The sequence below is a fragment of the Aneurinibacillus thermoaerophilus genome (genome assembly GCF_900099925.1).
Classification (GTDB): domain Bacteria; phylum Bacillota; class Bacilli; order Aneurinibacillales; family Aneurinibacillaceae; genus Aneurinibacillus; species Aneurinibacillus thermoaerophilus.
The window spans coordinates 1-26,784 of record NZ_FNDE01000044.1 but is presented as its reverse complement, the minus strand read 5'-3'; the positions used below and the strand labels follow the sequence as shown (position 1 = coordinate 26,784).

The following is a 26,784-nucleotide window of genomic DNA, read 5'->3' as shown; positions in this document are numbered from 1 at the left end:
GAGAAAACCTGTCTAAGTTCGTCATATTCTCACCCCCTTTCGTGCCAGCGCCCCTACCCCTACGCTGGCTGTACAGCCCCGATGGCTGCGCCTATGTAATTCTTGTTGTGGCGACCCGTGCCGGAGTCGAACCGGCTTGTCCCATCGGGCCAAAAAGTCAGGGCATCGCCCTGTAAGATAGTAAAGGTTGGAAGACAGAGGGCTTATGTCTTTACTTCATAGCCCATCCCTCCTTTCGGAAGTGCTGTAGGAGCCAGGCAGAGAGAAAAGATGTGATTAGGAGGTGGAATTCCCGGCCCCTACAGCAAGCCCGAAAGCTTGCCGTACACGCGAACGTGTGTTATGATTTGTGTAAGCATTTGATGAGTTTCAAGCTGTCGCAGTGTTCCCGCACTCGGCAGCTTTTTCTTTTCTTTGATTCCAGATCGCTTTTTGAAAAGCTGCTGCAACTATCAAAACTTGCAAACGCTCCTCTTTTGTCAATCCGCGCCAAATAGCTACTTTTACTCTCATGCTTTTACATATCCCCTTTCTTTGAGCTTTTTCCGATGGTCTCGCCAGAGTTTTACCCAGCTAAGACCGTATTCCCGACATATCACCGCAGCATATGTACTTAGTGCTACGATGGCGTCAACTACTTGTAATAGCGATTCTTTCAACTCAGCGCGACTATACTTGTCCATGCTTCTTGGATGATTCGCCACACATACACGTCTGATAGCTTCTAATGCCTCGTGTAACTCTTCTTGTGTCTTCATTGTCACGCTGGCCCTATGAAGGTCTACATTTTCACCATCCAATTTCGGTACCCAAGAGTATCCAACCGCTTCCTCAGCCGCCGCCATCGCAAAAAATCCATCGTCCAGAACCTCTACAGCTTTTTTGGTAACTTCCCGTGGCAATTTCCTTTTATCAATCTCAATCATTCCAATCGCCGACCGACTCATGTTGATCTCAAAACCAAACTCTAGCTGCGTCATTTCCGCGGCGTCTCGGGCTTCTTTCAAGCGCTCCCCAAGCGCCATACTCATCGCTCCTTTCTGTGACTGATACGGAATTTTTTGTCACGCTTCTGCATGCTATGCTTGTCCTATAGAGTGGTTACGATTCACCACCTTTCATCTGTTGAGCTTGTCCGAGCAATCGGTGGGCCGCTTCGACCAGTCGCGTCAGCTCCTGTTGCTTCTGTTCAGGCGTGCGTTGTGCAAAAGCCCGGTCGATGCCGCGGTTGATTTCTTCGCTCTCGCGTTTGAGAGCTTCGACTTGGTGATTCATGCGGTGTCCTCCTTTTATTCAATTTTCAAAGTTTGTCCTATAAAGAAGCTCCTATTTAGGAGCTCTTGCTAATTGGCTTCTCTTCGGGCTTAGGAACAACTACGAAGTAGCCGCTTAATGCTTCAGCATAGGCTTCGTAAATGTCTCTTTCACCGTAGGTTTCCTTACCGAGTTTTAGATTGCTTTTTCGTTGCCTTTTCAAGCTCACCACCTCCGTGTAGTATCGTATGTGTGTTGGACAGATGGACTACCCTATTTCCAACTGAGGTTGGTTTTGGTAATCGAAGTGGGTAAAAAAATTAAGCAGAGTTAGTTTTTTGTACCATTTTGGTATTTTCATAAGCAGAATAAAGCTCTTCTATATTTTTGAATTGAAGTTTCTTAGACAGTAAAGGCAATTTATCAGGGTCGATTTTACATCTTCCGTTTTCTATATAACTGTAACCAGTAGCTGTTTTATACCCAAGAAATCTCGCCATTTCTTCTTGAGTAATACGCAATTCTTCGCGACGATTTCTTATTTTTTGCAAATCTAACTTTTTCATGATTCTCACCTCTCTTTGTACCAAATCGGTATCCTTGTCTTTAATATACATACCGAAAAGGTATAAGTCAATATATTTTTCCCATTTTGGTATAAAAAATTTACCTAATTGGTAAGTTGGGATATATTTTTATTAATTACACATTAAAGGAGTTAAATATGAAAACGGTAGGGCAGCGTTTAAAGTGGTTGCGCCAGCAAAAAAAGAAGACGCAGCAAGAAGTCGCAAAAGATATGCACTTCAAAAATGCGAATACTGTTTCCCGTTACGAAAATGACGAGAGACGGCCAGACCCAGAAACACTCGCCAGATTCGCTGTCTATTATGAAACTACTACTGATTTCATCACGGGAATAACTGATGATTTCAAAGTGGAAAATCAAGGGTTTCAACCCGACCTAAAACTATTTTCTTTTCGTTTAAAGCAAGGATTAGAAACAAAAGAAATTTCAGAAGAGACAGCAGCCGAAGCTTGCGGCGTAAAACCGGAATACATACATAAACTTATGTATAACCCAGACAAGCTTCCAGGCGTTAGTACACTGTACAAGCTGGCCGACTTACTTGATGTTACACCTGACTACCTTGGAGGATTTGTAGACGATCCACAAGGTCGAAGTCCGCACACACCAAAACCGAAGGAACTGACCGAATTCCTTAATAATGAAAACGTCATGTTTCACGGCGTTCCTCTTACTGATGAGGACAAACAAAAAATCGAAAACGTACTCATCGGTTTGTTCTGGGAATCTAAACAAATGAATAAGCGCAAGAAAAAATAAAAAGGGAGAGTTATAGAAATGGACGAAAAGAAGTTGGCTGAACTTATACGTTCAGTTATCAAAGAGGAATTACAAGAAACAAATCAGATCATTCGTGCGCTTCGTGATGGACAAGAGGAACTAAAAGCACAGATGGAAGGATTGTCACTTGATGTTCATAAACTCCATGGTGAACTTGCCGCTGTTCGCCAGGAACGTCAGCGTGATCGTGATGTGTCCGATATCCGAGCTGGCCGAACCGAACGAGAAATCTTAGAAATAAAATCCCGCCTAGATCATTTAGAACAACAAGATAATTAACAGCCAGAAGCGACTCCCCTTTCCTTTGTAGGAAGTCGTTTTTCTTTACACTTTTTCTATTGAAAAATAAAACATTTCTGGCGAGGTTTTCATATGGACATTGAACAGCAGGTTAAAAAATTAGTCAAAAAATACAATACGATATGTCCGTTCGAACTAGCTGATTATGTGAAGGTGCATGTTCGATATTGCGACCTGCCCGCAAATGTATTTGGGCTATATAAAAGGGTGAACAAACAAAGCTTTATTGTACTTAATCAAAATCATAACTATATTATTCAACGATTCACTTGTGCACATGAGTTAGGACACCGTTTCTTACACCGTGCATTAGGCTATTTCTTCATTGAGGAGCACACTCTCTTTCAGCCAGGAAGGTATGAGCGTGAAGCAAATCATTTTGCTGTTATGCTATTAACGCATAACGCAGAAATGATAGAAGGCGAAACGATAGAGCAATTTTATGCTAGACACGGCATTCCGAAAGAGATTATAGGGAAAATATAAAAAGGGGAAGAATGATGGGGTATCTTATCCGAAAAAACTGGTGGATTATTGGTCTCGTTTTATTGATTGCTGTTATCTATTTCATTAACGAAAATCAACTACAAGAACAACAAAATGAGATAAGAAGTGAAGGATTTTATAGCGGAGAGGAGATAAATTCGCCTGAAGCAGAAGCGAGTTATGTACAAATTGTTGTAGATAACTTAATAACGATAACTGATAATGTCGCTAATATATCCCAGTACGATTTTAACAATATCCCTAAAAACGCTAAAGAATTTAAGTTATGGGGAGAACCCATTAAATCAGAACTGCTTAATTCAAATTTCGACTCAGCATTTACCGAAATTGATACAAGATATTCATCTAATTTCACGACACCATCAAAATTTCATAGTGTAAATGAACGTCTTATAAAGACTTTAAACGAAACAAAAAACATTGAACAAGCTCTCTATACCGCTATTGATAACTATAACATAAATGACATTCCTGAACTTGCGAAAAGACTACAAGAACAAGGGGAAAGTTTAAAAAATCTTTCTAACGAAATCATAAGCATAGCTAACCAAAAATAAAAAGACGCCCTCCCTGGGCTCTTCTTTTTCATAGCATCAGAGTTCCAAGCGAAGAAGAAGCAGTTGCTTGGTATATAGCCCTTTGGGGCTTTTTCTGTTTGTCCACAATTCACAGGATTATTCACATTTTTCACAGTATATATCCGCTTTTTCGGAGATAATATCTGATTAACTTATCCACAAAAATAAAGAGGGCTATTACCCTCATACATGTTTTTTCAAAAGGTACGCATTTGATTACTAATATGATTTCGTACAGTCTTTTCGCTAATGAACAACTGCTGTGCAATTTCTTTTGTCGTCTTGTCTAACACAAGTAGTTCAAATACCTCTCGTTCCCGGTTCGTCAACAACGGCTTTGCTTTCTGTTCGTTACTCAAAAGTGCTACCCCTCCTTGGCCTGGGCTCTCAAGTGCAAGGCTAGGGATACAGTCACCATATTTTATGACCCGGGAAGATAGCTGGTTCGGGGAAACAGGAATTTTGGGCCTGCGACACATTATATTCGTCTCATGTTTCTTTCGTTCATTACCGAATGAAAAAAATTCCCTGTCTACACGGTAATTATTTTCTCTTAGAAAATGAACGAAACTTTCCATTTTCATAATGTAACACAAAAATCGGTACTTTCGGAAACATGGTTCGCAATTCTTCGCTGTATTCGGGTTGCAAAATGAATATCCATCGCGTCCTATGCAGCGACAGCGCGGAAACTCCCACTTCATGTCTGCTTAATTGCCATATGGGAAGCGGAAGTTCCTGGAAAGCCAACACTACATCTCCGAACGCAAAACAGGCTCTAAGACAATCCTGTAACGTGTATTCGTTCCGCCAGTATTCAAGCAAATGGATCGGTTCCAGCCCAAACTGTTCAATAAGATGCTGCCGATCCGAGAGTTGTACCGCCGTTTTCTGACCCGCACTTTGCCGCGGAGACAATACAGGATATTGCAGGCGCAAATAACGGAATGGAATTCCATGAAAAAACATGCTTGTTAACCACTCATCTCCATTTGCTCGAAGGCGACAATTTTCTCACGGGCCGCCTGTGGAATCGGGAAACTTTTTCTCGTTTTCTTATTTACCAGAACAATTGTCCCACGCCCGGTCGCGACCAACCGTTTCTCATTTTCCGCCATTAAATAATATTCTAAGTCGAGTGAACGATTCCCCATGCGCGCTACGCGCACGCCCATCTCTAACGTTTCCCGAAAAAAAGCTTCACTGTGGTAATGGCAGGTAATATCAGCGACAACTACCATAAGTTCCGCCTTTTCGTGCAGTATCATCTCACCAAATCCCATGTTGTCAAAGTATTCTACCCTGCCCTGCTCAAAATAAATCAAGTGGCTTGTATTATTTACATGTCCTGACATATCGGTTTCACAAAATCGGATGTGGACTTTAGTCTTAAAGTGAAATTTCGCAAGCCATTCCTCCAAGTTAGGCTGTATGTATTCTGCTCTTGCCATCTTCTCCACTCCCTGCGTTTAATTGGCGTTGTTTTTATTCTTTTATATATTTTAGCAAAATATTCTACCATAGAAGAAGGCAACTCTTATACGATAAAAAAGCTTCCCCGACATGGAGAAGCTTTTGATAATGCCTATTTGGTTAAAACCGGCGGTTCGCTGTCAAAGGCGCATTCTTCAATTTCAAAACCAAGATCTTCAATCATCTCATGATCCAACTGCGTTTTCTGACCATCTGTCGTTAAATAGTCGCCGACAAAAATGGAGTTTGCGGCGTACAATCCCATCGGTTGCAAATGGCGCAGATTTACTTCCCGTCCACCAGAAATGCGTATTTCTTTTGTCGGATTAATATAACGGAAAAGCGCCAGCACTTTCAAGCATTTTAAAGCGCCGATTTTCGGCATGTTTCCCAGAGGAGTACCCGGAATAGCGTTCAAAAAGTTTACTGGTATAGAATCGGCATTTAATTCGCGAAGCGCGTTCGCCATATCGACGATTTCCTCGTCTGTTTCACCCATACCAATAATCACACCCGAACAAGGAGACATGCCCACTTCCTTCACCGCATTAATGGTGTTGATTCGATCATCATATGTATGTGTCGACGTAATATTGGCATGGTGACTCGCCGCTGTGTTAATATTGTGATTAAAGCGGTCGACACCTGCTTCCTTCAATCTCCTCGCTTGCTCTGGAGTAATAAGCCCAAGACAAGCACAAATTTTCATATTATGCTGTTCTTTAATCTCCCGCACGGCCTGGATTACATTATCCACTTCCTTGTCGGTCGGACGGCGTCCGCTCATCACGATGCAATATGTACCCGCTTTCGCTTCTTTCGCCTTTCGTGCACCATCTACCAATACATCTTTGGATAATTGCGGATATTTTTCGATTGGTGCGTTTGATACAATTGATTGGGAACAGTACCCACAATCTTCCGGGCACAGCCCACTCTTAGCGTTAATAATCATATTCAACTTTACTTTATTGCCGTAATAATGGCTGCGGATACGGTACGCCCCCTGAAGCAATGACAATACTTCCGTGTCCGGCGCATGCAGAATGCCGAGCGCTTCTTCTTTTGTCAATTCTTTCCCTGCCAGTACTTCCTCCGCCAACGCAATCCAATCCGTCTTCGGCTTCGTATCTAATACAGGTGTCAGCATGGCTCCTCCTCTTTATTGTCAACTTAATTTTAATTATTAGTTAACACTAATTATAAAGAGAAATTGTTTAATATGTCAACCAAACAAGTTATGATAGATAACAAAATAGCACCCTATCTTTGATGATAGGGTGCCGCTGAATTTTCTCCATCCATTAGTTGCGGAAGAAGTTCTTGATAGAATATAGCGTCGTGGCGCGGTTCATTGCCGCAATTGATGTTGTGAGCGGAATGCCTTTCGGGCAGGATTGCACGCAGTTTTGGGAATTACCGCAATCCGTAATTCCACCTTCGCCCATCAGGGCTTCCAGACGCTCTTCTTTGTTCATTTTACCGGTCGGATGTTCATTGAACAATCGAACCTGGGAAATGGCAAACGCGCCAATAAACGGAGACTTATCGTTTACGTTCGGGCAAGCCTCCAAGCACACGCCACAAGTCATGCAGCGAGAGAGCTCATATGCCCATTGGCGATCCACTTCCGGCATACGCGGGCCAGGTCCGAGATCATGCGTACCATCGATCGGAATCCACGCTTTTACCCGTTTCAACGCGTCGAACATGCGGCTTCGGTCTACCGCTAAATCACGCATTACCGGGAATGTTCTCATCGGTTCAAGACGAATCGGCTGTTCCAATTTGTCAACGAGCGCTGTACAAGATTGACGAGGTTTTCCGTTAATGACCATAGAGCATGCGCCGCAAACCTCTTCCAGACAGTTCATCTCCCAAACAACCGGAGCTACTTTTTTACCGTCCACCGTTACAGGATTGCGCTGAATTTCCATCAGACAGCTAATGATGTTCATATTCGGACGGTAAGGGATTTTGAATTCTTGTTTATATGGAGTTCCATCAGGACCATCCTGACGAGTAATAATCAAATGAATCGTTTTTTGTTGTTCGGCCATTTTATTTCACCTCTCTTTTAATGAGCTACTTCTTCTCAGCCACCGTGCTCTTCTTCGAGTAGTCGCGTTTACGAGGCTTAATGAGAGAAATATCAACATCTTCATACGAAATCTTCGGAGCTTTTGTCTCCGGATCGAAGTTCGCCATTGTTGTCTTCAAGAAGTTCTCATCGTCGCGTTCTGGGAATTCCGGCTTATAATGAGCGCCACGACTTTCGTTACGCATAAGCGCACCGATTGTAATTACACGGGCAAGCACAAGCATATTCCACAGCTGACGAGTGAAAGAAGCGCCTGTATTGCTCCACTTTGATGTATCGTTAATATTAATGTTTTGATAGCGCTCCATAAGCTCCTGAATTTTCTCGTCCGTCTTCTTCAATTTGTCATTGTAACGAACAACCGTTACGTTGTCGGTCATCCACTCGCCGAGTTCTCTATGCAGCAGATATGCGTTCTCCGTACCGCTTGTCATGCTTGTAATGCGATCGTACTTCTCCTGCTCTTTCTTCAGCTGAGCATCGAAGAAAGTGGAGGATACGTCTTCAGAGGACTTGTCTAGGCCTTTGATATATTCGATCGCCTTCGGCCCTGCCACCATACCGCCGTATACCGCTGACAGAAGCGAGTTTGCACCCAGACGGTTTGCACCATGCTGTGAATAATCACACTCACCTGCGGCAAACAGCCCCGGAATGTTGGTCATCTGGTTGTAATCAACCCACAGACCGCCCATGGAATAGTGAACAGCAGGGAAAATTTTCATCGGAACTTTACGCGGATCATCACCAACGAACTTCTCGTAAATCTCGATGATTCCCCCTAGCTTAACATCCAGCTCATGCGGATCTTTGTGGGACAGATCAAGATATACCATGTTCTCGCCGTTGATGCCGAGCTTCAGATCAACACAAACATGGAAGATTTCGCGTGTTGCGATGTCACGAGGCACCAGGTTACCATAAGCCGGATATTTTTCTTCAAGGAAATACCAAGGCTTACCATCTTTATAAGTCCAGACACGTCCACCTTCACCACGGGCAGATTCGGACATCAGACGTAGCTTATCGTCTCCCGGGATTGCGGTCGGGTGAATCTGAATGAACTCGCCGTTCGCATATGTTGCACCCTGCTGATAAACAGCAGAAGCAGCCGTACCTGTATTGATAATAGAGTTTGTAGATTTACCGAAGATGATGCCAGGGCCACCTGTCGCAAGGATAACCGCATCGGCTCTGAATGCTTTAATCTCCATGGAGCGGAGGTTCTGTGCCACGATACCGCGGCATATGCCTTCGTCATCCTGAACGATGGAGAGGAATTCCCAGCCTTCATATTTCGTAACAAGGCCGTTCACTTCCCAGCGACGCACTTGCTCATCCAACGCATACAGAAGCTGCTGACCGGTTGTCGCACCTGCAAATGCTGTACGGTGATGCTGCGTACCACCAAAACGACGGAAATCAATAAGACCTTCCGACGTACGGTTAAACATAACACCCATGCGGTCAAACATATAAATGATACCAGGTGCCGCTTCACACATCGCCTTTACTGGAGGCTGATTCGCAAGGAAGTCGCCACCGTAAATCGTATCGTCAAAGTGAATCCACGGGGAATCGCCTTCACCTTTTGTATTTACTGCTCCGTTAATACCGCCCTGTGCACAAACAGAGTGAGAGCGTTTTACAGGAACCAGAGAAAACAGCTCAACCGAATAGCCGGCTTCGGAAGCTTTAATGGTTGACATCAAACCCGCGAGACCGCCGCCAACTACGATAATTTTACCTTTATTCATGCTCTAACCCCCTATTTCTGGATCGCTTGTGCTACATCAACGGGATTCGCGAAAGCAAACAGAGCCATTAATCCCATAGCAGACATAAACACGAACACAACCATTGTTACGTAAGTGGAGATACGCTGCGCGCGCGGCCCAACCGTAATGCCCCAGCTTACTGCAAAACTCCACAAACCGTTCGCGAAGTGGAATGTTGCGGACAGAAGACCGACAATATAGAATGCCAACATAACCGGATTAGCCAAAATTTCATTCATCAGGGTAAACAAACCGGTGGCTTCAACCCTGCCAAGCACCATTTGCATTTTTGTTTCCCAAACATGCCATGTAATGAAAATAAGCGTGATAACACCGGTTACACGCTGTAGCATAAACATTACGTTGCGGAAATAACCATAGTTACCTACATTGTTTTTAGCTTGGAAAGCAATATAAAGGCCATAAATACCGTGATACAGAATAGGCAAGAAAATGAAGAGAATTTCAATGAGCGCGAGGAAAGGAAGTCCTTCCATAATCTCTACACGTTCAAGAAAAGCGGATTCACCGCGTGTCGCATAGTAGTTCGTTAATAAATGAACGAATAAGAAACCGCCAATCGGTACAACCCCTAAAAGGGAATGGAGTTTACGGTTAAAAAAATGGCGGTGATTCGTCGTTGCCATTTCACAAATTCCCCCTTTCAAAAGGATCCACTCAGTTTTTTCTAATTTGACACCTTTTTCACAAAATCATTCTGCACCAGCCACTCTCTCTCCAACATCCGAACTATCCTAGAACCCCTACCACTACACTTCTCTTTCTATAATTCCCCCCTTACCCGCTCTACTTTACATGAAGAAAAGCTTCCTGAGGAAGCCTTAAGCAATAAATGAAGACTTTGTGACAAATTCATTTTACTCCTAGTAGGGGGTACCGTCAAGGAAAGCGGTAGACAAATTGTCGAAATTACCCGATAACCACTCCGCATTTATCGGGGCGCGGCAGACTGTGTAAAAGTGCTGGAATAATATTTTTCAATAAATTGTTCTACAAGCGGCCCGATCTTCACAAATTCGACAAGAAACCCATCATGTCCGTATATAGATTCGACGAAATGATATTCCACTTCTTTTCCGGCCGCACGAAGCATTTTCACCACTTCTTCCTGATGATCGGCCGGATACAGCAAATCGTTAGAGATAGCGATTGACAATACGCGGGCCTGAATCCGTTCAAGGGCCGCCTCAATGCCCCCCCGCCCGCGGCCGATATCATGCGAATCCATCGCTTTCAACAGGTAAAGATAACTATTCGCATCAAAGCGGTTAACCAGTTTTTGTCCTTGATAGCGCAGGTAGCTTTCAATATTAAATGTCGAATCAAAATGGGTAACATCGCGCTCATCTTTTAAACGTCGACCGAAACGGTATTCAAACAATTCTGCGGTGCGGTACGTAATCATACCAAGCATTCGCGCGATGGATAAACCGTTCACAGGACCTTTTCCAGGGTAATAATTTCCGTTTTTCCATTCCGGATCGCAAAGGATCGCTTGCCGTCCTACATCGTTATAAGCGATAGCAACAGCGGACAGCCGTGTGGAGGTCGCAATGGGAATAATCAAATGGGCCATCTCTGGATACATGACCGCCCATTCATATACTTGCATCCCCCCCATTGAGCCACCGATAATTGCTAGCAGTTTATTGATACCCAGTTTTCGTACCATTAAATACTGAAGCTTCACCATATCTCGTATCGTTACAACCGGAAAATCAGCGCCATACGGCTGTCCCGTCTCCGGGTTCACAGAAGCTGGGCCGGTCGTCCCTGCACATCCGCCCAGCACGTTAGAGGTGACGACGAAATATTGATTCGTATCGATATAGCGCCCAGGGCCGATTAAGCCTTCCCACCATCCCGGTGTTTTCTCGTCTCCAACGGCGCGCGCATCTCCGGTCAGCGCGTGGCATACAAGAATAGCATTCGTTTTATCCTTATTTAATATTCCGCACGCTTCATACGCGATTTCCACCTGTTTTAACGTTTCTCCACACTCCAGCGTAATCTCGTCAATCACCATCTTTTGCTGCATGCGCCTTCACTCCTTTCTTCTCTTCCTCTGTTTTTTCAAGCGTCGCATTTGTCTATCATATAAAAAACGCCACTTCCAATAAGGAAGAGGCGCTTGTGTCGCATATTACCTCCCCTTATCTTTCAGAGCGCATACCGCTCTGCTGGAATTAGCACCTTGTCCGCAAGCATATGCGGGGTTGCCGGGTTTCATCGGGCCAGTCCCTCCACCTCTCTTGATAAGAGCACTTTCGTATGATTCCATCTTTAATTTTAGGTTAGGTTAGTTCAATACTAAGATTTTTACTGACTAATGTCAATATTGACAACATCTTAATCAAATTTGTAAACTTATTTATAAAAAATGTTAACAAATTATCTCATATTTAAGGAGAGCACAGATGGGAAAAACAAGTTTAAAAATGATGATTCTTTCGGCTTTATTTTGCGCAATTATCGCCGTATGCGCCCAAATTTCAATTACCTTCTTGCCGCCGGTGCCGTTTACAATGCAAAATTTCGCCGTCGCGTTGACTGTGGTGATTCTGGGGCGACGGTACGGTACATTAGCTATTCTGCTTTATATTTTGGTTGGAGCCATCGGCGTACCGGTTTTCGCTAAATTTAACGCAGGTCTTCCCGTTCTAGTCGGACCAACCGGCGGGTATCTCATCGGCTATATCGTTTCCGCCTTTGTTATGGGGACAATGATAGACCGTGGAAAGCTAACTTTCATGAAAGCGTTCATTGTAAATATAGTAGGCCTTGCCATTATCCACGTTGCAGGCGTTATACAACTTAAATTAGTGGGCAGCATGACATGGGATAAAGCAATCGGGATAGACATAACATTCATTCTGCCTGACTTAATCAAAATCATCCTTGCTTCTTACATCGGTATTCAAGTTCGCCGGCGCCTTGCGCTCGCAGGACTGCTTCCAAATTCGCTAAACAACGAAAAAATTGTCGCCTAAACGTGTAAAAAGCTCGCGGGTGCGCCCGCGAGCTTTTCTTATTGCAGCGATTGCTGCACAACATTCACTTGCTGATTCACTGACCAGCCACCAGCAAACACTTAATAAACAACAGCTTTTTCCTTCGTATCCAAGCCAAACACAGTATGCAGATTGCACACTGCTTTTTCCATGTCTTCGAGCGGTACTACGCATGAGACCTTAATTTCAGAAGTCGAAACCATTTTAACCTCTACTCCGGCTTCAGCAAGGCATGTAAACATTCTCGCTGCTACCCCTGGATTCGTAATCATGCCAGCGCCTACAATCGATACTTTAGCCAGTTCCTTTTCTGCCACCACATAACCGAACTGCAACGTATCCCGTTGCTTATGCAATACATCTAACGTTTTCTTAACTTCATCTCCGCTTACGGAAAACGAGACATTTGTGGTCTCCGCTTCATACGAACTTTGGACAATGATATCAACATTAACATGTTCAGCTGCCAGTACTGCAAACAAGTTTGACAGCGTATCTACCTTTGCCGGCATATCGACTACAGTTATTTTAGCTACATTTTTATCGTAAGCAACTCCGCTAATGACAAGCCCTTGTTCCATATCTGCTTCCTCCTCGATAATGGTTCCTTCCTCTTCACTAAAGCTTGAACGTACAGTAAGGCACACTTGATGCTGCTTTGCACATTCCACCGCCCTCGGATGAAGCACCCCCGCACCAAGCGTTGCCAACTCCAACATTTCATCATAAGAAATGCGGGCCAATTTACGAGCGGAAGACACAATGCGCGGGTCTGCGGTATACACTCCGTCAACATCCGTGTAAATTTCGCACCTATCCGCTTTCAGCACAGCTGCAAGCGCTACCGCTGTCGTATCCGAACCACCGCGTCCGAGCGTGGTGATCTGTCCGCTCTCAGAAATGCCCTGAAACCCGGCAACGATAACGACTTTACCCTGCCCAAGCGCCTGCTGAATAGGCGCTGGATCGATTTCAGTAATCCGCGCCTTTGTATGCACTTCTTCTGTGGAAATACCAGCCTGCCATCCAGTCATGGATACCGCATCCCAGCCCTGAGCATGCAATGCCATCGTCACCAGAGCAGTCGATACTTGCTCCCCTGTCGTAAGCAGCATATCCATCTCACGGGGACTCGGATGATCTATAACTTGTTTTGCCATGTCCACCAGCATATCCGTTGACTTTCCCATCGCCGAGACAACAACGACAACCTGATGCCCGGCTCGGCAAGTCGCTAAAATGCGGCGGGCCACCGCCTGAATACGCTCAATCGTGCCGACGGATGTGCCGCCGTATTTCTGTACTATAAGACTCATCTCTCGCGTCCTCCTATAAGCATTCTTTCTCTGTTTATCTCGCACGCTGAGAAGTTCAGGCGTGACCACGCCGCTTGAAAAATAAAAAAGACAACAGAAAGGCACGTGCCTTAGCTGTTGTCTGTGTCTCGCATAAATAACAGCTAACGCTCACTCCCTTTTCCCCCTGCGAGATAGTGCTCCACCGAACATCCGGGATGATCATCCGGTGACAGTCCTGCACTTATTCAATGCAGGCCCAACAGCAGGCGGCGAGATCCAACCTGCCATTTCGGCGAATTCCCCTTTCCCCTGCCTTCACTGGATTCTCGTTCCTCCAGCAGGATACTCATGGTTTTCGCGCCTCTACCTCACCTTTTAAAGTGAGGCGTTATTGTTTGAATATTTAATTTACATACATAGTAACACACGTCGTCCAGAAGAACAACCTTTTTTCTTCTTTTTCACTCGGGTGCAACCGTCGTTTCCTCTTCACGCAAATGTTGCAAAATCTGACGGGCAAGCTTATCACCTATGCCAATGTTGCGATATTCATCCACCGTTGCTTCACGCATACGCTTGATGGAACCGAAATGTTTCAGCAGCAACTTTTTGCGTTTCTCACCCACACCCGGAATCTCGTCAAGCCTAGATTGGAACATCGTTTTGCCGCGCGTATTGCGATGGAACGTAACTGCGAACCGATGCACTTCGTCCTGAATGCGCTGTAGCAAATAAAATTCGTTGCTATCTCTCTTCAAGTCGACCGGAATCGGTGGGTCCCCTACAAGAAGCTGTGCGGTGCGATGCCTTTCGTCTTTTGCTAGGCCACACACCGGAATATAAAGGCCCAGTTCGTTTTCCAGCACATCGACCGCAGCCGCAATCTGGCCCTTTCCTCCGTCGATAACGACTAAATTAGGCAATGGCAGACCTTCTTTTAGCACGCGGGTGTAACGACGCCGGATCACTTCTTTCATTGTCGCATAATCGTCTGGACCAGCCACGGTTTTCACTTTATACTTACGGTATTCCTTCTTGTCCGGTTTGCCATCTGTGAACACAACCATCGCCGAAACAGGATCGATACCCTGAATGTTCGAATTGTCAAACGCTTCAATACGTTTTGGATATCCGATGCCAAGCAATTCGCCAAGTTTCTGTACCGCCTGCACCGTTCTTGCTTCATCGCGCGCCATGAGCGCAAATTTTTCCTCCAAGGCGATGCGGGCGTTCTCCGTCGCCATGTCTACTAATTGCTTCTTGGGGCCACGTTGCGGTGTAAGCAGCCTGGAGCCGAGCATCTCCTCTAATCCGTCTGTGCCTTTGCTTATTGGAAACAATACTTCTTTTGGGCGCATATGCTCCTGAAAATAAAACTGCGCTACATAAGAAATGAAATCTTCATATTCTTCCCCGTAATAAGGAAATGAGGCCACATTACGCTCAATCATTTTCCCCTGACGAATGTGGAATACCTGTACACTCATCCAGCCTTTATCCGCGTAGTAACCCCAAGCGTCCCGATCCACGTTATCGCTAAACGTAACTTTTTGCTTCTCCATAATCGCTTCAATGTACTGAATCTGATCGCGCAGTTCCTTAGCACGCTCGAATTCAAGCTTTTCTGCTGCTTCTTCCATTTGCTCTGTCAGCTTCTGCTTAACTTCCCTATAATTGCCGTTCAAAAAGCGGGCAATTTGTTCGCTCATTTCCTCATATTGTTGTGGGTCTACTTCATATTCACAGGGAGCGAGGCACTGGCCCATATGGTAATACAGGCATACGCTTTTGGGAATATGCTTGCATTTGCGCAACGGATACAACCGGTCAAGCAGCTTCTTCGTTTCCTGCGCGGCTCCGACATTTGCATACGGCCCGAAATATCTAGCGCCATCTTTCACTACCCTGCGTGTGATTTCAAGACGAGGGTGTTCTTCGTTCGTAATCTTAATATAAGGATACGTTTTATCATCTTTTAGCAATACATTATAACGCGGATTATGCTGTTTAATCAGGTTGCATTCCAGAAGAAGCGCCTCCACCGGCGATGAAGTCACAATATATTCAAAATCAGCAATCTCCTGTACAAGACGCTGCGTTTTTCCGTCATGACTACCCGTAAAGTAAGAACGGACACGGTTTTTTAATATCTTAGCCTTGCCGACGTAGATCACTTCGCCCGCTGCGTTTTTCATTAAGTAACAACCGGGCTTATCAGGCAAGAGACTTAGTTTTTCTTTCAGCGTATTCATAGCAGTCCCCTCCTGATTGTTATGTTATCATAAATATCGCAGGTTCTGGTAACATCCGGCGAACCACGGCCTTTCAGATCATAAATCCCCCGGCTATAACAGATAAGCCGGGGGATTTATGATCTTACAGGTGCTTATTGATTGCGTCAAGCAAGCTTTCTTTCGGCTGGAAGCCGATGATTTTATCAACAACTTGGCCGTCTTTTACGAGAAGAAGGGTTGGGATACTCATCACACCAAAACGTTGCGCGGATTCAGGATTTTCATCGACATTTACTTTTGCGATTTTCACTTTACCGCCGATCTCGTTATCAAGTTCTTCGAGAACAGGCGCAATCATTTTGCAAGGGCCGCACCACGGAGCCCAGAAGTCAACCAATACAGTACCGCCGCTTTCTACTTCGCTTTGGAAAGTATTATCTGTTACATTTACGATTGCCATATATAATGTCCTCCTTATATCTCATTATCGTAACTAACGTACCTGTCCATTTACTTTCGGTATATTGCTGAGATATACCAGTAACAGTATATCACTTTTACTTTAAAATATCCACTTGCGAAACTGCCACAAGATCTCCGCTTCGTTGATTTTTTGTCCAGCGCCGCAACCTGCCAAAGCAAAGGCACAAACGACAAAACAGGCAGGGACAAAAATGACCCTGCCTGTTTTGTCGCGTTATCCGTTTAATTTTGAACAAGAACTTTTTTGAACTCTTCGGTAAGAAGCGGAACAACTTCGAACAGATCGCCTACGATACCATAGTCGGCTACCTGGAAAATTGGTGCTTCCGGGTCTTTGTTAATCGCTACGATAACTTTGGAGTTAGACATACCAGCTAGGTGTTGAATCGCGCCAGAGATACCCGCTGCAATATACAGATCAGGTGTAACAACTTTTCCTGTCTGCCCGATTTGCAGAGAATAGTCGCAATAGCCGGCATCGCATGCACCACGGGACGCGCCTACTGCGCCACCCAGCACTTCTGCTAGTTCCTGAAGCGGCTTAAAACCTTCCGATGATTTGACGCCGCGGCCACCGGATACCACTACTTTTGCTTCGGCCAAATCCACGCCACCCACAGTTTTGCGAACGACTTCTTTTACAATGGTACGCAGATCTTTAATTTCCACGTTGAAATCTACAACTTCTGCCGTCCCGCCAGTTTCTTCCGCCGGGATGTTATTCGGACGCACAGTTGCGAACAGAATGCCAGATACCACTTTCTTTTTCTCAAATGCCTTACCCGCGTAAATCGGACGCGTAAAAATCACTTCACCGTCTTCCACTTGGATGTCGATCACATCAGATACGAGACCAAGACCCAAGCGTGCGGCGATGCGCGGCGCAAGATCTTTGCCGATTGCCGTATGCGGCATCAAAATTACTTCTGGCTGTACTGCATCAATCACCTGACGCAATGCCTGAAAATAAGCGTCTGTCGTATACGTGTCAAGCTCTTTGTTACTAACCACATACACTTTGTTCGCGCCATATTTGCTTAACTCTCCCACGTAATTAACCGCGTCGCTACCGAAAGCGGCCGCCACGATTTCCCCGCCTTCGGAAACGCGCTGTGCCGCTGTCAGCGCTTCAAATGAGACATTACGCAAGCTCCTATCTTTCGCTTCTGCCAATACAAGTACTTTTTTCATAATCGCTCGTCCTCCCTCAACCCTTTAGATTACTTTCGCTTCGTTGCGCAGAAGAGCCACCAATTCTTTTACTTGATCCTGAATATCCCCGTTTAAGACTCGTCCCGCTTCTTTCTTCGGCGGCAGGAATGTTTCCGTTACGGACGTTTTCGCGCTCACATCACCGTCAATGTTTAAATCATCCACCGTTAAACGCTCCATCGGTTTTTTCTTCGCTTTCATAATGCCGGGCAGTGAAGGATACCGCGGTTCGTTTAACCCCTGTTGTGCTGTGACAAGCACCGGCAGCGATACTTCGATAACCTCCATGTCCCCTTCCACATCGCGTTCAATGGTTGCTTTTCCGCCATCAATGTCCAGCTTCGTAATCGTCGTCACCTGAGGAATGCCAAGCTCTTCGGCAAGACGCGGGCCCACCTGGCCGGAGCCGTTATCAACCGCCATATTGCCGCCGAGAATAATGTCATACTCGCGCTCTTTAATTACAGCCGCAAGGATTTTCGCTACACTATATTCATCAAGTTCAAGACCTTGGTCATCAACAATAACCGCTTTGTCTGCGCCCATTGCCAGCGCCGTGCGCAACGCGCTCTCCGCACGTTCCGGCCCCACCGTTACAACGGTAATCTCTCCGCCGTGCTCATCGCGCAGCTTAATCGCTTCTTCCACCGCGTACTCATCGTACGGATTGATGATGAATTCCACGCCATCTTCGCTGATTTTTCCGCTTTCCAACACGATTTTTTCTTCTGTGTCAAACGTTTGCTTCAAGCATACAATAATGTTCATATATATCCTCCTTCGGCTCCAATAATATATAGAGAAGGTTCAGCGTTCTACCTTTTTTAGCAGACGCACGAACAGGTAATGTATAATTATTTGTCGGTGAACTGGGCTTTACGCTTTTCGATGAAGGCATTTACACCCTCTTTCATGTCATCGGAAACAAACAGTTCACCAAATAACTTAGCTTCTTTCTCCATGCCGCTCTCCGGTCCGGTGCAAAGACCGTATGTAACCGCTGTAAGCGCGGCACGGATAGAAATGGCGCTTTTCTGTAGCGCGATAAACTCAGCGAATTTCTTCACTTCATCCATCAATGAAGCAAGCGGAACCGCGCGATTTACCAAGCCTATGCGCTCAGCTTCTTTCCCGTCGATAAATTGGCTCGTCAAAATCAATTCTAACGCCTTCGCTTTGTTGGTCAGACGCGCCAACCTTTGTGTTCCGCCGAATCCCGGAATCAATCCAAGATTTAACTCGGGTAAGCCAAGCTTAGCATCTTCGGCAGCAAATCGCATGTGGCAGGCCATTGCAAGCTCAAGACCTCCGCCCAGAGCGGCACCGTTAATGGCCGCAATGACAGGCTTTTGAAAATTTTCAATACGGTCAAATAGCCTTTGGCCTGTGCGCGCCATTTGCTCCGCTTTTTCCGGATTATCAAAGGCGCCTGTAAATTCTTTAATGTCGGCTCCAGCGACAAAAAACTTCCCTGCTCCGGTTACAACGACAACTTTTATTTCCTCGTTGTTCCCGGCATAATGAAAGGCATCACTCAATCCTGAGAGCGTGGCGGAGCTTAACGTGTTTGCAGGAGGTACATCGATGCTGATATAGGCTACCCTGTTCGCCACTTCAAGCTTTACATTCGTAAACTCCATCTGTTTCTCTCCCTCCATCATCCATGTGTAAATTATGGTATAGCAAAATGTTGCTGAACCACTCCATCATTCGTTATTTTTCTATACATTCACTTATTCATGAATTATAATAATCTTTCGTAAAATAAGCCATTCGGCTGCTTTGTATCATTTCACTGTTTTTCTACTTTTAATCCGTTAATAAATAAGTTGTGAATCGGCTCAACAAGTGATACAAGGTTATATTTCCTGTCGTTCATTACCCAAGACGTAACCGCTTCATCCAGCGTGCCAAAGATCATCTTGCGCGCTACCCGATGCTCCACATTTTCCCGAAATACTCCCTGTTCCTTGCCAAGAAAAATCACTTCATCAATAAGTTTTAGGTATTCCTTAAGCGCCTGATTAATTCCAGCCCGTACCACAGGATCGGACTGGCGCAGTTCAATTTGGGTTACAATGGCCCAGTCGCGATTTTGCGACATTTGCCAAAGATGCATATAAATCAGTTCCCGCAGGCGATCATCGGCTCTTTCCAGCAATTCAATACGCTCGCGCGTCGCCTGAACAAAGGCGCCCATTTTTTCCTTAAATAAAGAAACAAGCACATCGGCTTTGTTGTCAAAATACAGATAAATCGTTCCATCGGCAACGGACGCTTCGCGCGCAATCTTCGATACCTGCGCCTGGTGGTAGCCGTGCTGTGCAATGACTTTTACCGCAGCTTCAATAATATTCTGATATTTCTCTCCTGTTTTCTTCGCCATATAGCTTCCCTCAAATCCAAGATGAATGAGCATTCACTCGAGTTTAGTTTATTCAAAAAAATTAGCATTGTCAATATTTATCGAGGGGAAATGTATGGCTTTTATATATATTTTGACATCTTCTTGTTTTCTCCTTCTTCTCAGAATATTTTTCTTTGCTCAGGAAATACTTAACATGATTTCATCTTGTTGTTACGGAAAGGAGATTGTTATGGCAGCCATTACAAGTGACGAGAATAAAGCGGTTCGCTTCTTTTTCTATTCTTCACTCGCCTGGCTGATTGTCGGAATGATTATCGGCTTGATTCTGGCAATCAAATACGTCTGGCCAGACTTTCTTGTTTGGGGAGCATTCCTGCAAAAGTATCTTTCCTATGGACGCATCCGTCCGGTGCATACGCATATCTTGATCTTCGGTTGGCTGTCGATGGCGTATGTGGCCGGTCTACTCTACGTTATTCCACAACTTACGCGCAAATCGCTGGAACACCCGCGCTTCGTGCGCTCTCTTGGTATTCTATGGAATGTATACATGATATTGGCTATTATTACTCTTTCCATGGGATACACAACCACCATCGAATATGCAGAAACGGTATGGCCGCTCGATCTGCTCCTCATTGTGTTGGTCGCAGGCATCACTTACGCTTGCTTCAAAACCATCGCCAAAAGAAACGAAAAACAATTGTATGTCAGCCTTTGGTATTTTATGGGGTCGTTAATTTGGCTCCCGTTCCTTTATATCATCGGTAACATTGTGACTTACTTTATTTCGGGAGTGCCGCAGGCGCTGGCCGGCTGGTTTTACGGCCATAACATCATCGGACTGTGGTTGACGACCGTAGGAGTTGGCTTTATCTACTATCTGCTTCCTTTACTATCCAAAAATCCGCTCTACAGCCACAAACTCTCGCTGATCGGATTCTGGACCATTGCCACCTTCTACGTGTGGAACGGGCCGCATCATCTGCAAAATGGTCCCATTCCAGCCTGGCTTATGAAAGCCGGTGTTGTCCCGTCCGTACTGCTTATTATTCCAGTATGGACAGTGCTGGCAAACGTATTCGGAACGATGAAAGGAAAGTGGCATGTAATCTCAGAAAACGTACCGTTAAAGTTCGTCGTAACCGGTGCGATTTTCTATCTCATTACCTGTCTACAGGGACCTTTTCAATCACTCATGCAACCAAGCGCCATTCTAAAGTTTACAAACTGGATTATCGGACATGCCCATATGCCGCTGTTTGCCGCCTTCTCTTTCGTACTCTTCGCGTTATTCTATTATGCGCTACCAACGCTGACAGGGCGCAAAATCTACAGCCAGGCGCTCATGAACTGGCACTTCTGGCTTTCCGTCATCGGCTTTCTCATTTTCGCATTTACCACGTGGACCGCAGGTGTCATGCAAGGGTTTGCCTGGGCGGAAGGCAAACAATATGGTGTTCCGTTCCTTGAAGTCGTTATCTCCTTACAACCCTTTTCCATCGCGAGGACAATCGGCGGAGCGCTTATGTTTACCGGTCAGCTTATTTTCATTTATAATGTGCGCCGTTCGCTGAAAGATGGACAACTATTATCACTTGAAGAAAAGTCAAGCTCTACCGCCTAAAAAAGGGAAGGAGAAAAGCGATGAGCGGACAAAGCAAAGAACGATCCATGAAACCTTTTGTTGTCGGCGCCTCCCTCCTGTTTTTTATCGGGGTGGTCGCCACCGTAATCCTCCCGTTCTACGATGAAGTCATGCAACGGGAAAACGCCAACGCCAAAATAAAAAATTATGCAATTCATTCTCCGGAGTACAGGGGTAGGCAAGTGTATATCCGCGAAGGATGTCACGTCTGCCACACCCAGTTTGTCCGGCCGGTTAAAGCCGATTCTTCGCTCGGACCTGTATCCGTGCCAGAAGACTACTACCATGATTACCCGCACCTGCTGGGAACCGTGCGTACCGGGTCAGATTTAACATGGGTAGGCACACGTTGGAATGAACAATGGCACCGTGTCCACCTGCGCAATCCGCGTCAGGTGTTCCCTGGAAGCACGATGCCGAGCTACAATTACCTGTCTGATCAAGATACCGAAGATTTAATCGCTTATCTAATGAGCCTAAAACCAGCGCCTTCCACAGAAGGACGCTAGGAGGTAGAAGCAATGGATGAAGAACGCCACGAAGAAAAGAAAACGACGAATCAAGAACCTCTTGAAGAAGTTGCGGGGATTCGTATGGCGAATGCCCGGGTACCGCGCTTTCTCGTCTTTACGTATATCGCGCTCGCCGTCTGGGCGATTGGTTATTCGGTTCTGGCCCAACCGGTAAACGAGCGCACGGAAGATACAGCTGGCAACAAACCTGTGGATGGAAAAGTCATTGTCCAGCAACACTGTCTCGGTTGTCATCATCTAACGAAAGAACGACTCGTTGGGCCTGGATTGGAGGGAGTAGGAAAGCGCCTTCCCGGCGAAAAACTAACCGAAGTGTTATTAAACGGGCGGGGAGCCATGCCGTCCCTCCCCAATCAGGGATTGGATAGCGAACAGATTAAAGCCGTAGAAAAATATTTACGCACACTGTAAGGAGGAACAACGTGAAACCTCATATTATTGCTGTTTTTAACCTTCCAGAAGAGGCGGAACGTGCCTTTCATGCTCTGCAAGGATACGTAAAAAAAGATGAAATTTCGTTTTTGAGAAAAACGGATAATACCGAGACCAGTACTGGAGACGCGAGCGCTGATCCTATAGTGGACGGCGTTGTCTGGGGCTCTTCTATTGGAGGAGCCGCCGGACTTGCCTTTGGCATGGGTTCCCTTTTTATTCCCGGCATCGGTCCGGTCATCGCGGCAGGCCCGCTTCTTTCTTTACTGGCCGGCGCTGCGTCTGGCGGAGTGATCGGCGGGTTGGCAGATATGGGGGTTAACACATATACATCGGAACGAATCCATACGCACATTGATAAAGGAAAAGTGATTCTTATTACGCAAGTAAGCAAACCCGAATTACGCGGTCCGATTACCCATCTGCTGGAGCAATACGGTGCGGTTGAAATTCACGAAGAGCCCGTCAATGAGAACTAAAAAATAGCCTCCTTCTGACGAAAGGCAGAAGGAGGCTTATGCATCATGCCGATTTTCTGCATTGCTCAAATTGTTCTTCTAGCTTTGCCGATGGTTTTGCGGTCAGCAGGCTAACGACGATAATAGCCAGCAGGCTTGCCGCAAAGCCCGGAATCATCTCATACAGCGCTTTTGAAAGCTCCGGGAAACGGGTCCAGATAATTACGGTGGCAGCACCTGCAATCATACCGGCTAATGCCCCCCACTTGTTCATACGCTTCCAATACAGACTTAGCAAAATTACCGGACCAAACGAAGCACCAAACCCGGCCCACGCATAACCGACAAGTGCCAGAATCGTGCTATTTTTCGTGTACGACAGCGCTAAAGCGATCAGTGCGACCAATAACACGGACAAGCGTCCAATGAAAACAAGTTCTTTGTCCGTTGCAGAACGGCGGAAAAATGTTTTATAAATATCCTCCGTCAGCGAACTGGATGTTACAAGAAGCTGAGAGGAGATCGTGCTCATAACAGCTGCAAGAATCGCCGCCAACAAAAATCCTGTAATAATCGGATGGAACAAAATATGACCAAGTTGAATAAATACGGTTTCCGGGTCTTTCAATTCCAACCCCTTGTTTGAATAGAAAGCGATTCCAAAAAATCCAGTAAACATGGCACCGACAACGGAAAAAATCATCCAGCCCATTCCGATTCTTCTGGCTTTTTTCATTTCTTTTACGGAAGAAATGGCCATAAAGCGGACAATAATATGCGGTTGACCGAAGTAGCCCAATCCCCAAGCGAATAAAGAAACAATACCGAGGAACGTCGTTCCTTGAAATAAGTCAAGCAGCTTCGGATCAACGGAGTGAATTTCAGAAAACGTGCTTCCTATGCCTCCTGTATGGAAAATCGTTACGGCAGGCACAAGAATCAACGCGATAAACATAATCAACCCCTGCACAAAGTCGGTCCAGCTAACTGCAAGAAAACCGCCAAACAACGTATAGGCAACTATAACGCCGCCAACAATCCAGAGTCCGACGTGATAGTCGAGATTAAACGAGTTCTGGAAAAGCACCGCACCTGATACGAGACCGGAAGATACGTAAAATGTGAAAAAGATCATAATAACAAGACCTGATACAAGGCGCAGCATGTTTGACTTGTCATCGAAGCGGTTTTCCAAAAACTCTGGAATCGTAATCGAGTTGTTAGCAATTTCCGTATACGTGCGTAAACGGGGAGCCACATACAACCAGTTAACATACGCGCCAAGCGTAAGTCCGATAACAATCCAGGAAGCGCTGAGTCCCTGGGCGAACATCGCACCGGGAAGTCCCATCATTAACCAGCCGCTCATGTCGGATGCGCCTGCGGAAAGCGCTGTGACCGCTGGCCCCAGCTTCCTTCCGCCAAGCATATAATCCGACAGGTTGGATGTGCGCTTGTACGCGTAATAACCAATACACAACATACCTACCATATACACAATAATAGAAAGTAATAATTGCTTGTCCATTGTTGATCCCCCCGTCGTAATTATTTTTTACGGATGTGCCACCTTTACTTTTATTCTATTTCTATTATTTTGAAACCATGCCTTTTAGCACAAAAGCTACGTTTGCAGGACGTTCCGCCAGGCGGCGCATAAAGTATCCATACCAGTCGTTACCATACGGCACATACACACGCATTTTATATCCCTCCTGAGCAAGCTCAATCTGAGATTGCGTGCGAATTCCATATAGCATTTGGAACTCAAACTGATCGCGTGGAATGTTATATTCTTTTACCAGTTGCTTCGTGTACGAAATAATCTGGTCGTCATGGGAAGCAATCGCCGTATAGCTGCCGTTTAGCAGATGCTTCTTAATAATCTTTTTGTAGTTTTCATCGACATCTTTTTTGTCCGGATAAGCAACCTCTGGCGATTCTTTATACGCGCCTTTTACGAGGCGCAATGAAACCCCTTTCAAATCTTCGATATCTTTTTCTGTACGATACAAATATGCTTGAATTACCGTACCTACATTATCATACTCTTGACGCAGCTCTTTTAGCAAATCCAATGTTTGCTGGCAATGGCCGTAATCTTCCATATCAATGCGGACAAAATTGCCATACTTCTTCGCTGTGTACAAAATGCGGTGCATATTGCGACGGCACAAATCTAGATCAATATCCAGACCAATCTGTGTTAATTTCAATGAGAGGTTGCTGTCCACGCCCGCTTCATGAATCGCTTCCAGCGTTTTTACACAATAGTCTGCTGCTTCAATTGCCTCTTCGCGGCTAAATACAAATTCGCCCAGATGATCAAGCGTACATACAAGGCCTTTATTGTTTAAATCGCGCACTTTATTAATCGCCTCACGAATCGTCTCACCCGCTACGAAACGGCTAGCGCCAAAACGCAACCCCCATTTTTTAGCAGCCTGATTTAATGGTTTATTTTGTGAAAGAAAAAGGAAAAAATTTTTCATTGCTGTTTCTACTATAGCCATAAGGTGTTCCTTCCTTTCTTTTTTCTTCATCTTTGAAATTTTGAGGGAGCCTGGAGCGTCAAGCGACACTCCAGACCTTCTCTGCTATTCCGTTACAGCACTTCAGAAATAAGCTTCGGCTGCGTGAACTGCAACAGGTAGTCCGGGCCGCCCGCCTTGGAATCCGTACCGGACATATTGAAGCCACCGAACGGATGCACGCCAACGATCGCGCCTGTGCATTTACGGTTAATGTACAGGTTGCCCACATGGAACTCAGCACGCGCCCGCGCCATATGTTCACGGTTGCGGGTGAACACCGAACCCGTCAGACCGTATTCCGTATTGTTCGCCACTTCCAGCGCATGGTCGAAGTCGCGCACTTTTGTGAACGCCACAAACGGGCCGAAAATTTCTTCCTGCATGATCCGCGCGTTCGGAGCCACATCCGCGAAGATGGTCGGCTCGATGAAGTACCCTTCATCCCCCGCCGGCTTGCCGCCCAGCACCAGCCGGCCTTCTTGCTTGCCAATTTCCACGTATTCCATCACTTTGTTGAACGCTTTCTCATCGATCACCGGGCCCGTGTAATTGGATGCATCGCGGACATCGCCCACCTTCAGACCTTTCGTGATTTCCACCACACGGTTTAACACGGTCTCATATACATCCTCATGCACAATCGCACGCGAGCATGCGGAACACTTCTGGCCAGAAAAACCAAATGCAGACGCCACAATGTTTTGTGCCGCCAGCTCCAGGTCGGCGTCTTTGTCGACGATGATGGCGTCTTTTCCGCCCATTTCGGCAACAAGGCGCTTCATCCAGATTTGACCCGGCTTCACTTTAGACGAACGTTCATGAATGCGCAGGCCCACCGCGCGAGAACCCGTAAAGCTAATGAAGCGTGTTTTCGGGTGATCAACCAGGTAATCACCAATCACTTCCGGACGGCCTGGCAGGAAGTTGACCACGCCCGCCGGAAGACCGGCTTCCACCAGCAGTTCATAAAACTTATAAGCAATCACAGGCGTTTGGCTGGCCGGCTTCAGGATCACGGTATTTCCTGTTACAATCGCGGACGTTGTCATTCCTACCACAATCGCCAGCGCAAAGTTCCACGGCGGAATAATAAAGCCAACGCCAAGCGGAATGTAGTCCAGATGGTTGTCTTCGCCCGGAAGATGGACGAGCGTCTGACGGCCACGGTCTTGCAGTTCGATCATTTGTCGGC

General features: G+C 45.8%; 32 protein-coding genes, 2 pseudogenes and 2 riboswitches. Of the genes and pseudogenes, 11 read left to right on the top strand and 23 right to left on the bottom strand.

Features of this window, described 5'->3' with window-relative positions; all coding sequences use genetic code 11:
- Positions 1–41: 41 nt before the first annotated feature.
- Positions 42–176, top strand: coding sequence for a hypothetical protein (locus BLR88_RS20435; protein WP_302846669.1), 135 nt, complete (start codon positions 42–44; stop codon positions 174–176).
- 193 nt (positions 177–369) lie between these two features.
- On the opposite strand, the gene BLR88_RS19700 is transcribed toward BLR88_RS20435, so the two are convergent.
- The 5 genes from BLR88_RS19700 to BLR88_RS16350 form a co-directional block, all read right to left on the bottom strand.
- Positions 370–513, bottom strand: coding sequence for a hypothetical protein (locus tag BLR88_RS19700; protein WP_175493659.1), 144 nt, complete (start codon positions 511–513; stop codon positions 370–372).
- Positions 510–1,025, bottom strand: a complete 516-nt coding sequence (locus BLR88_RS16355; RefSeq protein WP_254778350.1) for a helix-turn-helix transcriptional regulator — start codon at positions 1,023–1,025, stop codon at positions 510–512. The genes BLR88_RS19700 and BLR88_RS16355 overlap by 4 nt, the downstream gene beginning before the upstream one ends.
- A gap of 76 nt (positions 1,026–1,101) precedes the next feature.
- A complete protein-coding gene (locus BLR88_RS19695) occupies positions 1,102–1,275 on the bottom strand; it encodes a hypothetical protein (protein ID WP_175493658.1) in 174 nt (57 codons plus the stop codon).
- Positions 1,276–1,330: 55 nt separating this feature from the next.
- Positions 1,331–1,477 (bottom strand): hypothetical protein, encoded by a 147-nt coding sequence (locus BLR88_RS19690; RefSeq protein ID WP_175493657.1) that lies wholly within the window; start codon positions 1,475–1,477, stop codon positions 1,331–1,333.
- Between the two features lie 97 nt (positions 1,478–1,574).
- Entirely contained in the window at positions 1,575–1,820 is a 246-nt protein-coding gene (locus BLR88_RS16350; RefSeq protein WP_175493656.1) for a helix-turn-helix domain-containing protein, read from the bottom strand.
- A 158-nt stretch (positions 1,821–1,978) separates the two neighbouring features.
- Between BLR88_RS16350 and BLR88_RS16345 the strand changes: the two are divergent.
- The 5 genes and pseudogenes from BLR88_RS16345 to BLR88_RS16330 form a co-directional block, all read left to right on the top strand.
- A pseudogene (locus BLR88_RS16345) lies at positions 1,979–2,395 on the top strand (helix-turn-helix domain-containing protein); the annotation flags it as partial.
- A gap of 99 nt (positions 2,396–2,494) precedes the next feature.
- Positions 2,495–2,602 (top strand): annotated as a pseudogene (locus BLR88_RS20610) (transcriptional regulator); the annotation flags it as partial.
- A 33-nt stretch (positions 2,603–2,635) separates the two neighbouring features.
- Complete coding sequence (locus tag BLR88_RS16340) at positions 2,636–2,902, top strand: hypothetical protein (RefSeq protein ID WP_139185008.1); 267 nt, start codon at positions 2,636–2,638, stop codon at positions 2,900–2,902.
- A gap of 93 nt (positions 2,903–2,995) precedes the next feature.
- Positions 2,996–3,409: an ImmA/IrrE family metallo-endopeptidase gene (locus tag BLR88_RS16335; protein ID WP_091261223.1), complete on the top strand. Its 414-nt coding sequence runs from the start codon at positions 2,996–2,998 to the stop codon at positions 3,407–3,409.
- A 14-nt stretch (positions 3,410–3,423) separates the two neighbouring features.
- A complete protein-coding gene (locus BLR88_RS16330; RefSeq protein WP_091261221.1) occupies positions 3,424–3,987 on the top strand; it encodes a hypothetical protein in 564 nt (187 codons plus the stop codon).
- 218 nt (positions 3,988–4,205) lie between these two features.
- Here BLR88_RS16330 and BLR88_RS16325 read toward each other — a convergent pair whose 3' ends face one another.
- The 8 genes from BLR88_RS16325 to metX form a co-directional block, all read right to left on the bottom strand.
- The gene (locus BLR88_RS16325) at positions 4,206–4,367 is read right to left on the bottom strand and encodes a LuxR C-terminal-related transcriptional regulator (protein ID WP_091261219.1); all 162 of its coding nucleotides are present in this window, start codon (positions 4,365–4,367) and stop codon (positions 4,206–4,208) included.
- Between the two features lie 184 nt (positions 4,368–4,551).
- Entirely contained in the window at positions 4,552–4,977 is a 426-nt protein-coding gene (locus tag BLR88_RS16320; RefSeq protein WP_057897829.1) for a hypothetical protein, read from the bottom strand.
- A gap of 5 nt (positions 4,978–4,982) precedes the next feature.
- On the bottom strand, positions 4,983–5,459 hold the full coding sequence (locus BLR88_RS16315) for an acyl-CoA thioesterase (RefSeq protein WP_057897828.1): 477 nt from the start codon (positions 5,457–5,459) through the stop codon (positions 4,983–4,985).
- 134 nt (positions 5,460–5,593) lie between these two features.
- On the bottom strand, positions 5,594–6,631 hold the full coding sequence (bioB, locus tag BLR88_RS16310) for a biotin synthase BioB (RefSeq protein ID WP_091261216.1): 1,038 nt from the start codon (positions 6,629–6,631) through the stop codon (positions 5,594–5,596).
- A 154-nt stretch (positions 6,632–6,785) separates the two neighbouring features.
- Positions 6,786–7,541, bottom strand: a complete 756-nt coding sequence (gene sdhB, locus BLR88_RS16305; RefSeq protein ID WP_057897826.1) for a succinate dehydrogenase iron-sulfur subunit — start codon at positions 7,539–7,541, stop codon at positions 6,786–6,788.
- A 25-nt stretch (positions 7,542–7,566) separates the two neighbouring features.
- The gene (gene sdhA / locus BLR88_RS16300; RefSeq protein ID WP_057897825.1) at positions 7,567–9,339 is read right to left on the bottom strand and encodes a succinate dehydrogenase flavoprotein subunit; all 1,773 of its coding nucleotides are present in this window, start codon (positions 9,337–9,339) and stop codon (positions 7,567–7,569) included.
- Positions 9,340–9,350: 11 nt separating this feature from the next.
- The gene (locus BLR88_RS16295) at positions 9,351–10,007 is read right to left on the bottom strand and encodes a succinate dehydrogenase cytochrome b558 subunit (RefSeq protein WP_057897824.1); all 657 of its coding nucleotides are present in this window, start codon (positions 10,005–10,007) and stop codon (positions 9,351–9,353) included.
- Positions 10,008–10,312: 305 nt separating this feature from the next.
- Positions 10,313–11,419 carry a homoserine O-acetyltransferase MetX gene (gene metX, locus BLR88_RS16290; RefSeq protein WP_057897823.1) on the bottom strand — a complete coding sequence of 369 codons (1,107 nt, stop codon included), beginning with the start codon at positions 11,417–11,419 and terminating at the stop codon, positions 10,313–10,315.
- A 112-nt stretch (positions 11,420–11,531) separates the two neighbouring features.
- A riboswitch (SAM riboswitch) is annotated at positions 11,532–11,643 on the bottom strand.
- Between the two features lie 155 nt (positions 11,644–11,798).
- Between metX and BLR88_RS16285 the strand changes: the two genes are divergently transcribed.
- Positions 11,799–12,371, top strand: a complete 573-nt coding sequence (locus BLR88_RS16285) for a biotin transporter BioY (protein ID WP_057897822.1) — start codon at positions 11,799–11,801, stop codon at positions 12,369–12,371.
- A 101-nt stretch (positions 12,372–12,472) separates the two neighbouring features.
- Here the strand turns inward: BLR88_RS16285 and BLR88_RS16280 are convergent, their stop codons facing one another.
- From BLR88_RS16280 to BLR88_RS16250, 7 genes are all read right to left on the bottom strand, one after another.
- Positions 12,473–13,708: an aspartate kinase gene (locus BLR88_RS16280; protein WP_091261213.1), complete on the bottom strand. Its 1,236-nt coding sequence runs from the start codon at positions 13,706–13,708 to the stop codon at positions 12,473–12,475.
- A 166-nt stretch (positions 13,709–13,874) separates the two neighbouring features.
- Positions 13,875–14,064, bottom strand: a riboswitch (Lysine riboswitch).
- Between the two features lie 87 nt (positions 14,065–14,151).
- Positions 14,152–15,942: an excinuclease ABC subunit UvrC gene (uvrC, locus tag BLR88_RS16275; protein WP_057897820.1), complete on the bottom strand. Its 1,791-nt coding sequence runs from the start codon at positions 15,940–15,942 to the stop codon at positions 14,152–14,154.
- A gap of 124 nt (positions 15,943–16,066) precedes the next feature.
- On the bottom strand, positions 16,067–16,384 hold the full coding sequence (trxA, locus tag BLR88_RS16270; RefSeq protein ID WP_057897819.1) for a thioredoxin: 318 nt from the start codon (positions 16,382–16,384) through the stop codon (positions 16,067–16,069).
- A 245-nt stretch (positions 16,385–16,629) separates the two neighbouring features.
- On the bottom strand, positions 16,630–17,601 hold the full coding sequence (locus tag BLR88_RS16265; protein ID WP_057897818.1) for an electron transfer flavoprotein subunit alpha/FixB family protein: 972 nt from the start codon (positions 17,599–17,601) through the stop codon (positions 16,630–16,632).
- A 21-nt stretch (positions 17,602–17,622) separates the two neighbouring features.
- Complete coding sequence (locus BLR88_RS16260) at positions 17,623–18,387, bottom strand: electron transfer flavoprotein subunit beta/FixA family protein (protein ID WP_057897817.1); 765 nt, start codon at positions 18,385–18,387, stop codon at positions 17,623–17,625.
- Between the two features lie 86 nt (positions 18,388–18,473).
- Entirely contained in the window at positions 18,474–19,259 is a 786-nt protein-coding gene (locus BLR88_RS16255) for an enoyl-CoA hydratase (protein ID WP_057897816.1), read from the bottom strand.
- Between the two features lie 152 nt (positions 19,260–19,411).
- Positions 19,412–20,005, bottom strand: a complete 594-nt coding sequence (locus BLR88_RS16250; protein ID WP_057897815.1) for a TetR/AcrR family transcriptional regulator — start codon at positions 20,003–20,005, stop codon at positions 19,412–19,414.
- Between the two features lie 211 nt (positions 20,006–20,216).
- Here BLR88_RS16250 and BLR88_RS16245 point away from each other — a divergent pair, with 211 nt between their 5' ends.
- From BLR88_RS16245 to BLR88_RS16230, 4 genes are read left to right on the top strand one after another with little or no spacing between them, the layout of a single operon-like run.
- On the top strand, positions 20,217–21,614 hold the full coding sequence (locus BLR88_RS16245) for a cbb3-type cytochrome c oxidase subunit I (protein WP_057897814.1): 1,398 nt from the start codon (positions 20,217–20,219) through the stop codon (positions 21,612–21,614).
- 20 nt (positions 21,615–21,634) lie between these two features.
- Complete coding sequence (locus tag BLR88_RS16240; protein ID WP_057897813.1) at positions 21,635–22,144, top strand: cbb3-type cytochrome c oxidase subunit II; 510 nt, start codon at positions 21,635–21,637, stop codon at positions 22,142–22,144.
- 12 nt (positions 22,145–22,156) lie between these two features.
- Positions 22,157–22,579, top strand: a complete 423-nt coding sequence (locus BLR88_RS16235) for a c-type cytochrome (protein WP_057897812.1) — start codon at positions 22,157–22,159, stop codon at positions 22,577–22,579.
- 11 nt (positions 22,580–22,590) lie between these two features.
- Positions 22,591–23,079, top strand: coding sequence for a hypothetical protein (locus BLR88_RS16230; protein WP_057897811.1), 489 nt, complete (start codon positions 22,591–22,593; stop codon positions 23,077–23,079).
- Between the two features lie 43 nt (positions 23,080–23,122).
- Here the strand turns inward: BLR88_RS16230 and putP are convergent, their stop codons facing one another.
- The 3 genes from putP to BLR88_RS16215 all read right to left on the bottom strand — a co-directional run.
- Complete coding sequence (gene putP, locus BLR88_RS16225; protein WP_057897810.1) at positions 23,123–24,586, bottom strand: sodium/proline symporter PutP; 1,464 nt, start codon at positions 24,584–24,586, stop codon at positions 23,123–23,125.
- A gap of 64 nt (positions 24,587–24,650) precedes the next feature.
- Positions 24,651–25,571: a proline dehydrogenase family protein gene (locus BLR88_RS16220; RefSeq protein ID WP_057900234.1), complete on the bottom strand. Its 921-nt coding sequence runs from the start codon at positions 25,569–25,571 to the stop codon at positions 24,651–24,653.
- Positions 25,572–25,663: 92 nt separating this feature from the next.
- A partial coding sequence (locus BLR88_RS16215; protein ID WP_139185007.1) for an aldehyde dehydrogenase family protein occupies positions 25,664–26,784 on the bottom strand: 1,121 nt, incomplete at its 5' end.

Bases quoted from the DNA above. Each gene is read 5' to 3' on its own strand.
- BLR88_RS19700 (WP_175493659.1), bottom strand. From the start codon at position 513: ATGAGAGTAAAAGTAGCTATTTGGCGCGGATTGACAAAAGAGGAGCGT.
- BLR88_RS16355 (WP_254778350.1), bottom strand. From the start codon at position 1,025: ATGGCGCTTGGGGAGCGCTTGAAAGAAGCCCGAGACGCCGCGGAAATG.
- BLR88_RS19695 (WP_175493658.1), bottom strand. From the start codon at position 1,275: ATGAATCACCAAGTCGAAGCTCTCAAACGCGAGAGCGAAGAAATCAAC.
- BLR88_RS16350 (WP_175493656.1), bottom strand. From the start codon at position 1,820: ATGAAAAAGTTAGATTTGCAAAAAATAAGAAATCGTCGCGAAGAATTG.
- BLR88_RS16335 (WP_091261223.1), top strand. From the start codon at position 2,996: ATGGACATTGAACAGCAGGTTAAAAAATTAGTCAAAAAATACAATACG.
- BLR88_RS16330 (WP_091261221.1), top strand. From the start codon at position 3,424: ATGGGGTATCTTATCCGAAAAAACTGGTGGATTATTGGTCTCGTTTTA.
- BLR88_RS16320 (WP_057897829.1), bottom strand. From the start codon at position 4,977: ATGTTTTTTCATGGAATTCCATTCCGTTATTTGCGCCTGCAATATCCT.
- BLR88_RS16315 (WP_057897828.1), bottom strand. From the start codon at position 5,459: ATGGCAAGAGCAGAATACATACAGCCTAACTTGGAGGAATGGCTTGCG.
- bioB (WP_091261216.1), bottom strand. From the start codon at position 6,631: ATGCTGACACCTGTATTAGATACGAAGCCGAAGACGGATTGGATTGCG.
- sdhB (WP_057897826.1), bottom strand. From the start codon at position 7,541: ATGGCCGAACAACAAAAAACGATTCATTTGATTATTACTCGTCAGGAT.
- sdhA (WP_057897825.1), bottom strand. From the start codon at position 9,339: ATGAATAAAGGTAAAATTATCGTAGTTGGCGGCGGTCTCGCGGGTTTG.
- BLR88_RS16295 (WP_057897824.1), bottom strand. From the start codon at position 10,007: ATGGCAACGACGAATCACCGCCATTTTTTTAACCGTAAACTCCATTCC.
- metX (WP_057897823.1), bottom strand. From the start codon at position 11,419: ATGCAGCAAAAGATGGTGATTGACGAGATTACGCTGGAGTGTGGAGAA.
- BLR88_RS16285 (WP_057897822.1), top strand. From the start codon at position 11,799: ATGGGAAAAACAAGTTTAAAAATGATGATTCTTTCGGCTTTATTTTGC.
- BLR88_RS16280 (WP_091261213.1), bottom strand. From the start codon at position 13,708: ATGAGTCTTATAGTACAGAAATACGGCGGCACATCCGTCGGCACGATT.
- uvrC (WP_057897820.1), bottom strand. From the start codon at position 15,942: ATGAATACGCTGAAAGAAAAACTAAGTCTCTTGCCTGATAAGCCCGGT.
- trxA (WP_057897819.1), bottom strand. From the start codon at position 16,384: ATGGCAATCGTAAATGTAACAGATAATACTTTCCAAAGCGAAGTAGAA.
- BLR88_RS16260 (WP_057897817.1), bottom strand. From the start codon at position 18,387: ATGAACATTATTGTATGCTTGAAGCAAACGTTTGACACAGAAGAAAAA.
- BLR88_RS16255 (WP_057897816.1), bottom strand. From the start codon at position 19,259: ATGGAGTTTACGAATGTAAAGCTTGAAGTGGCGAACAGGGTAGCCTAT.
- BLR88_RS16250 (WP_057897815.1), bottom strand. From the start codon at position 20,005: ATGGCGAAGAAAACAGGAGAGAAATATCAGAATATTATTGAAGCTGCG.
- BLR88_RS16245 (WP_057897814.1), top strand. From the start codon at position 20,217: ATGGCAGCCATTACAAGTGACGAGAATAAAGCGGTTCGCTTCTTTTTC.
- BLR88_RS16240 (WP_057897813.1), top strand. From the start codon at position 21,635: ATGAGCGGACAAAGCAAAGAACGATCCATGAAACCTTTTGTTGTCGGC.
- BLR88_RS16235 (WP_057897812.1), top strand. From the start codon at position 22,157: ATGGATGAAGAACGCCACGAAGAAAAGAAAACGACGAATCAAGAACCT.
- putP (WP_057897810.1), bottom strand. From the start codon at position 24,586: ATGGACAAGCAATTATTACTTTCTATTATTGTGTATATGGTAGGTATG.
- BLR88_RS16220 (WP_057900234.1), bottom strand. From the start codon at position 25,571: ATGGCTATAGTAGAAACAGCAATGAAAAATTTTTTCCTTTTTCTTTCA.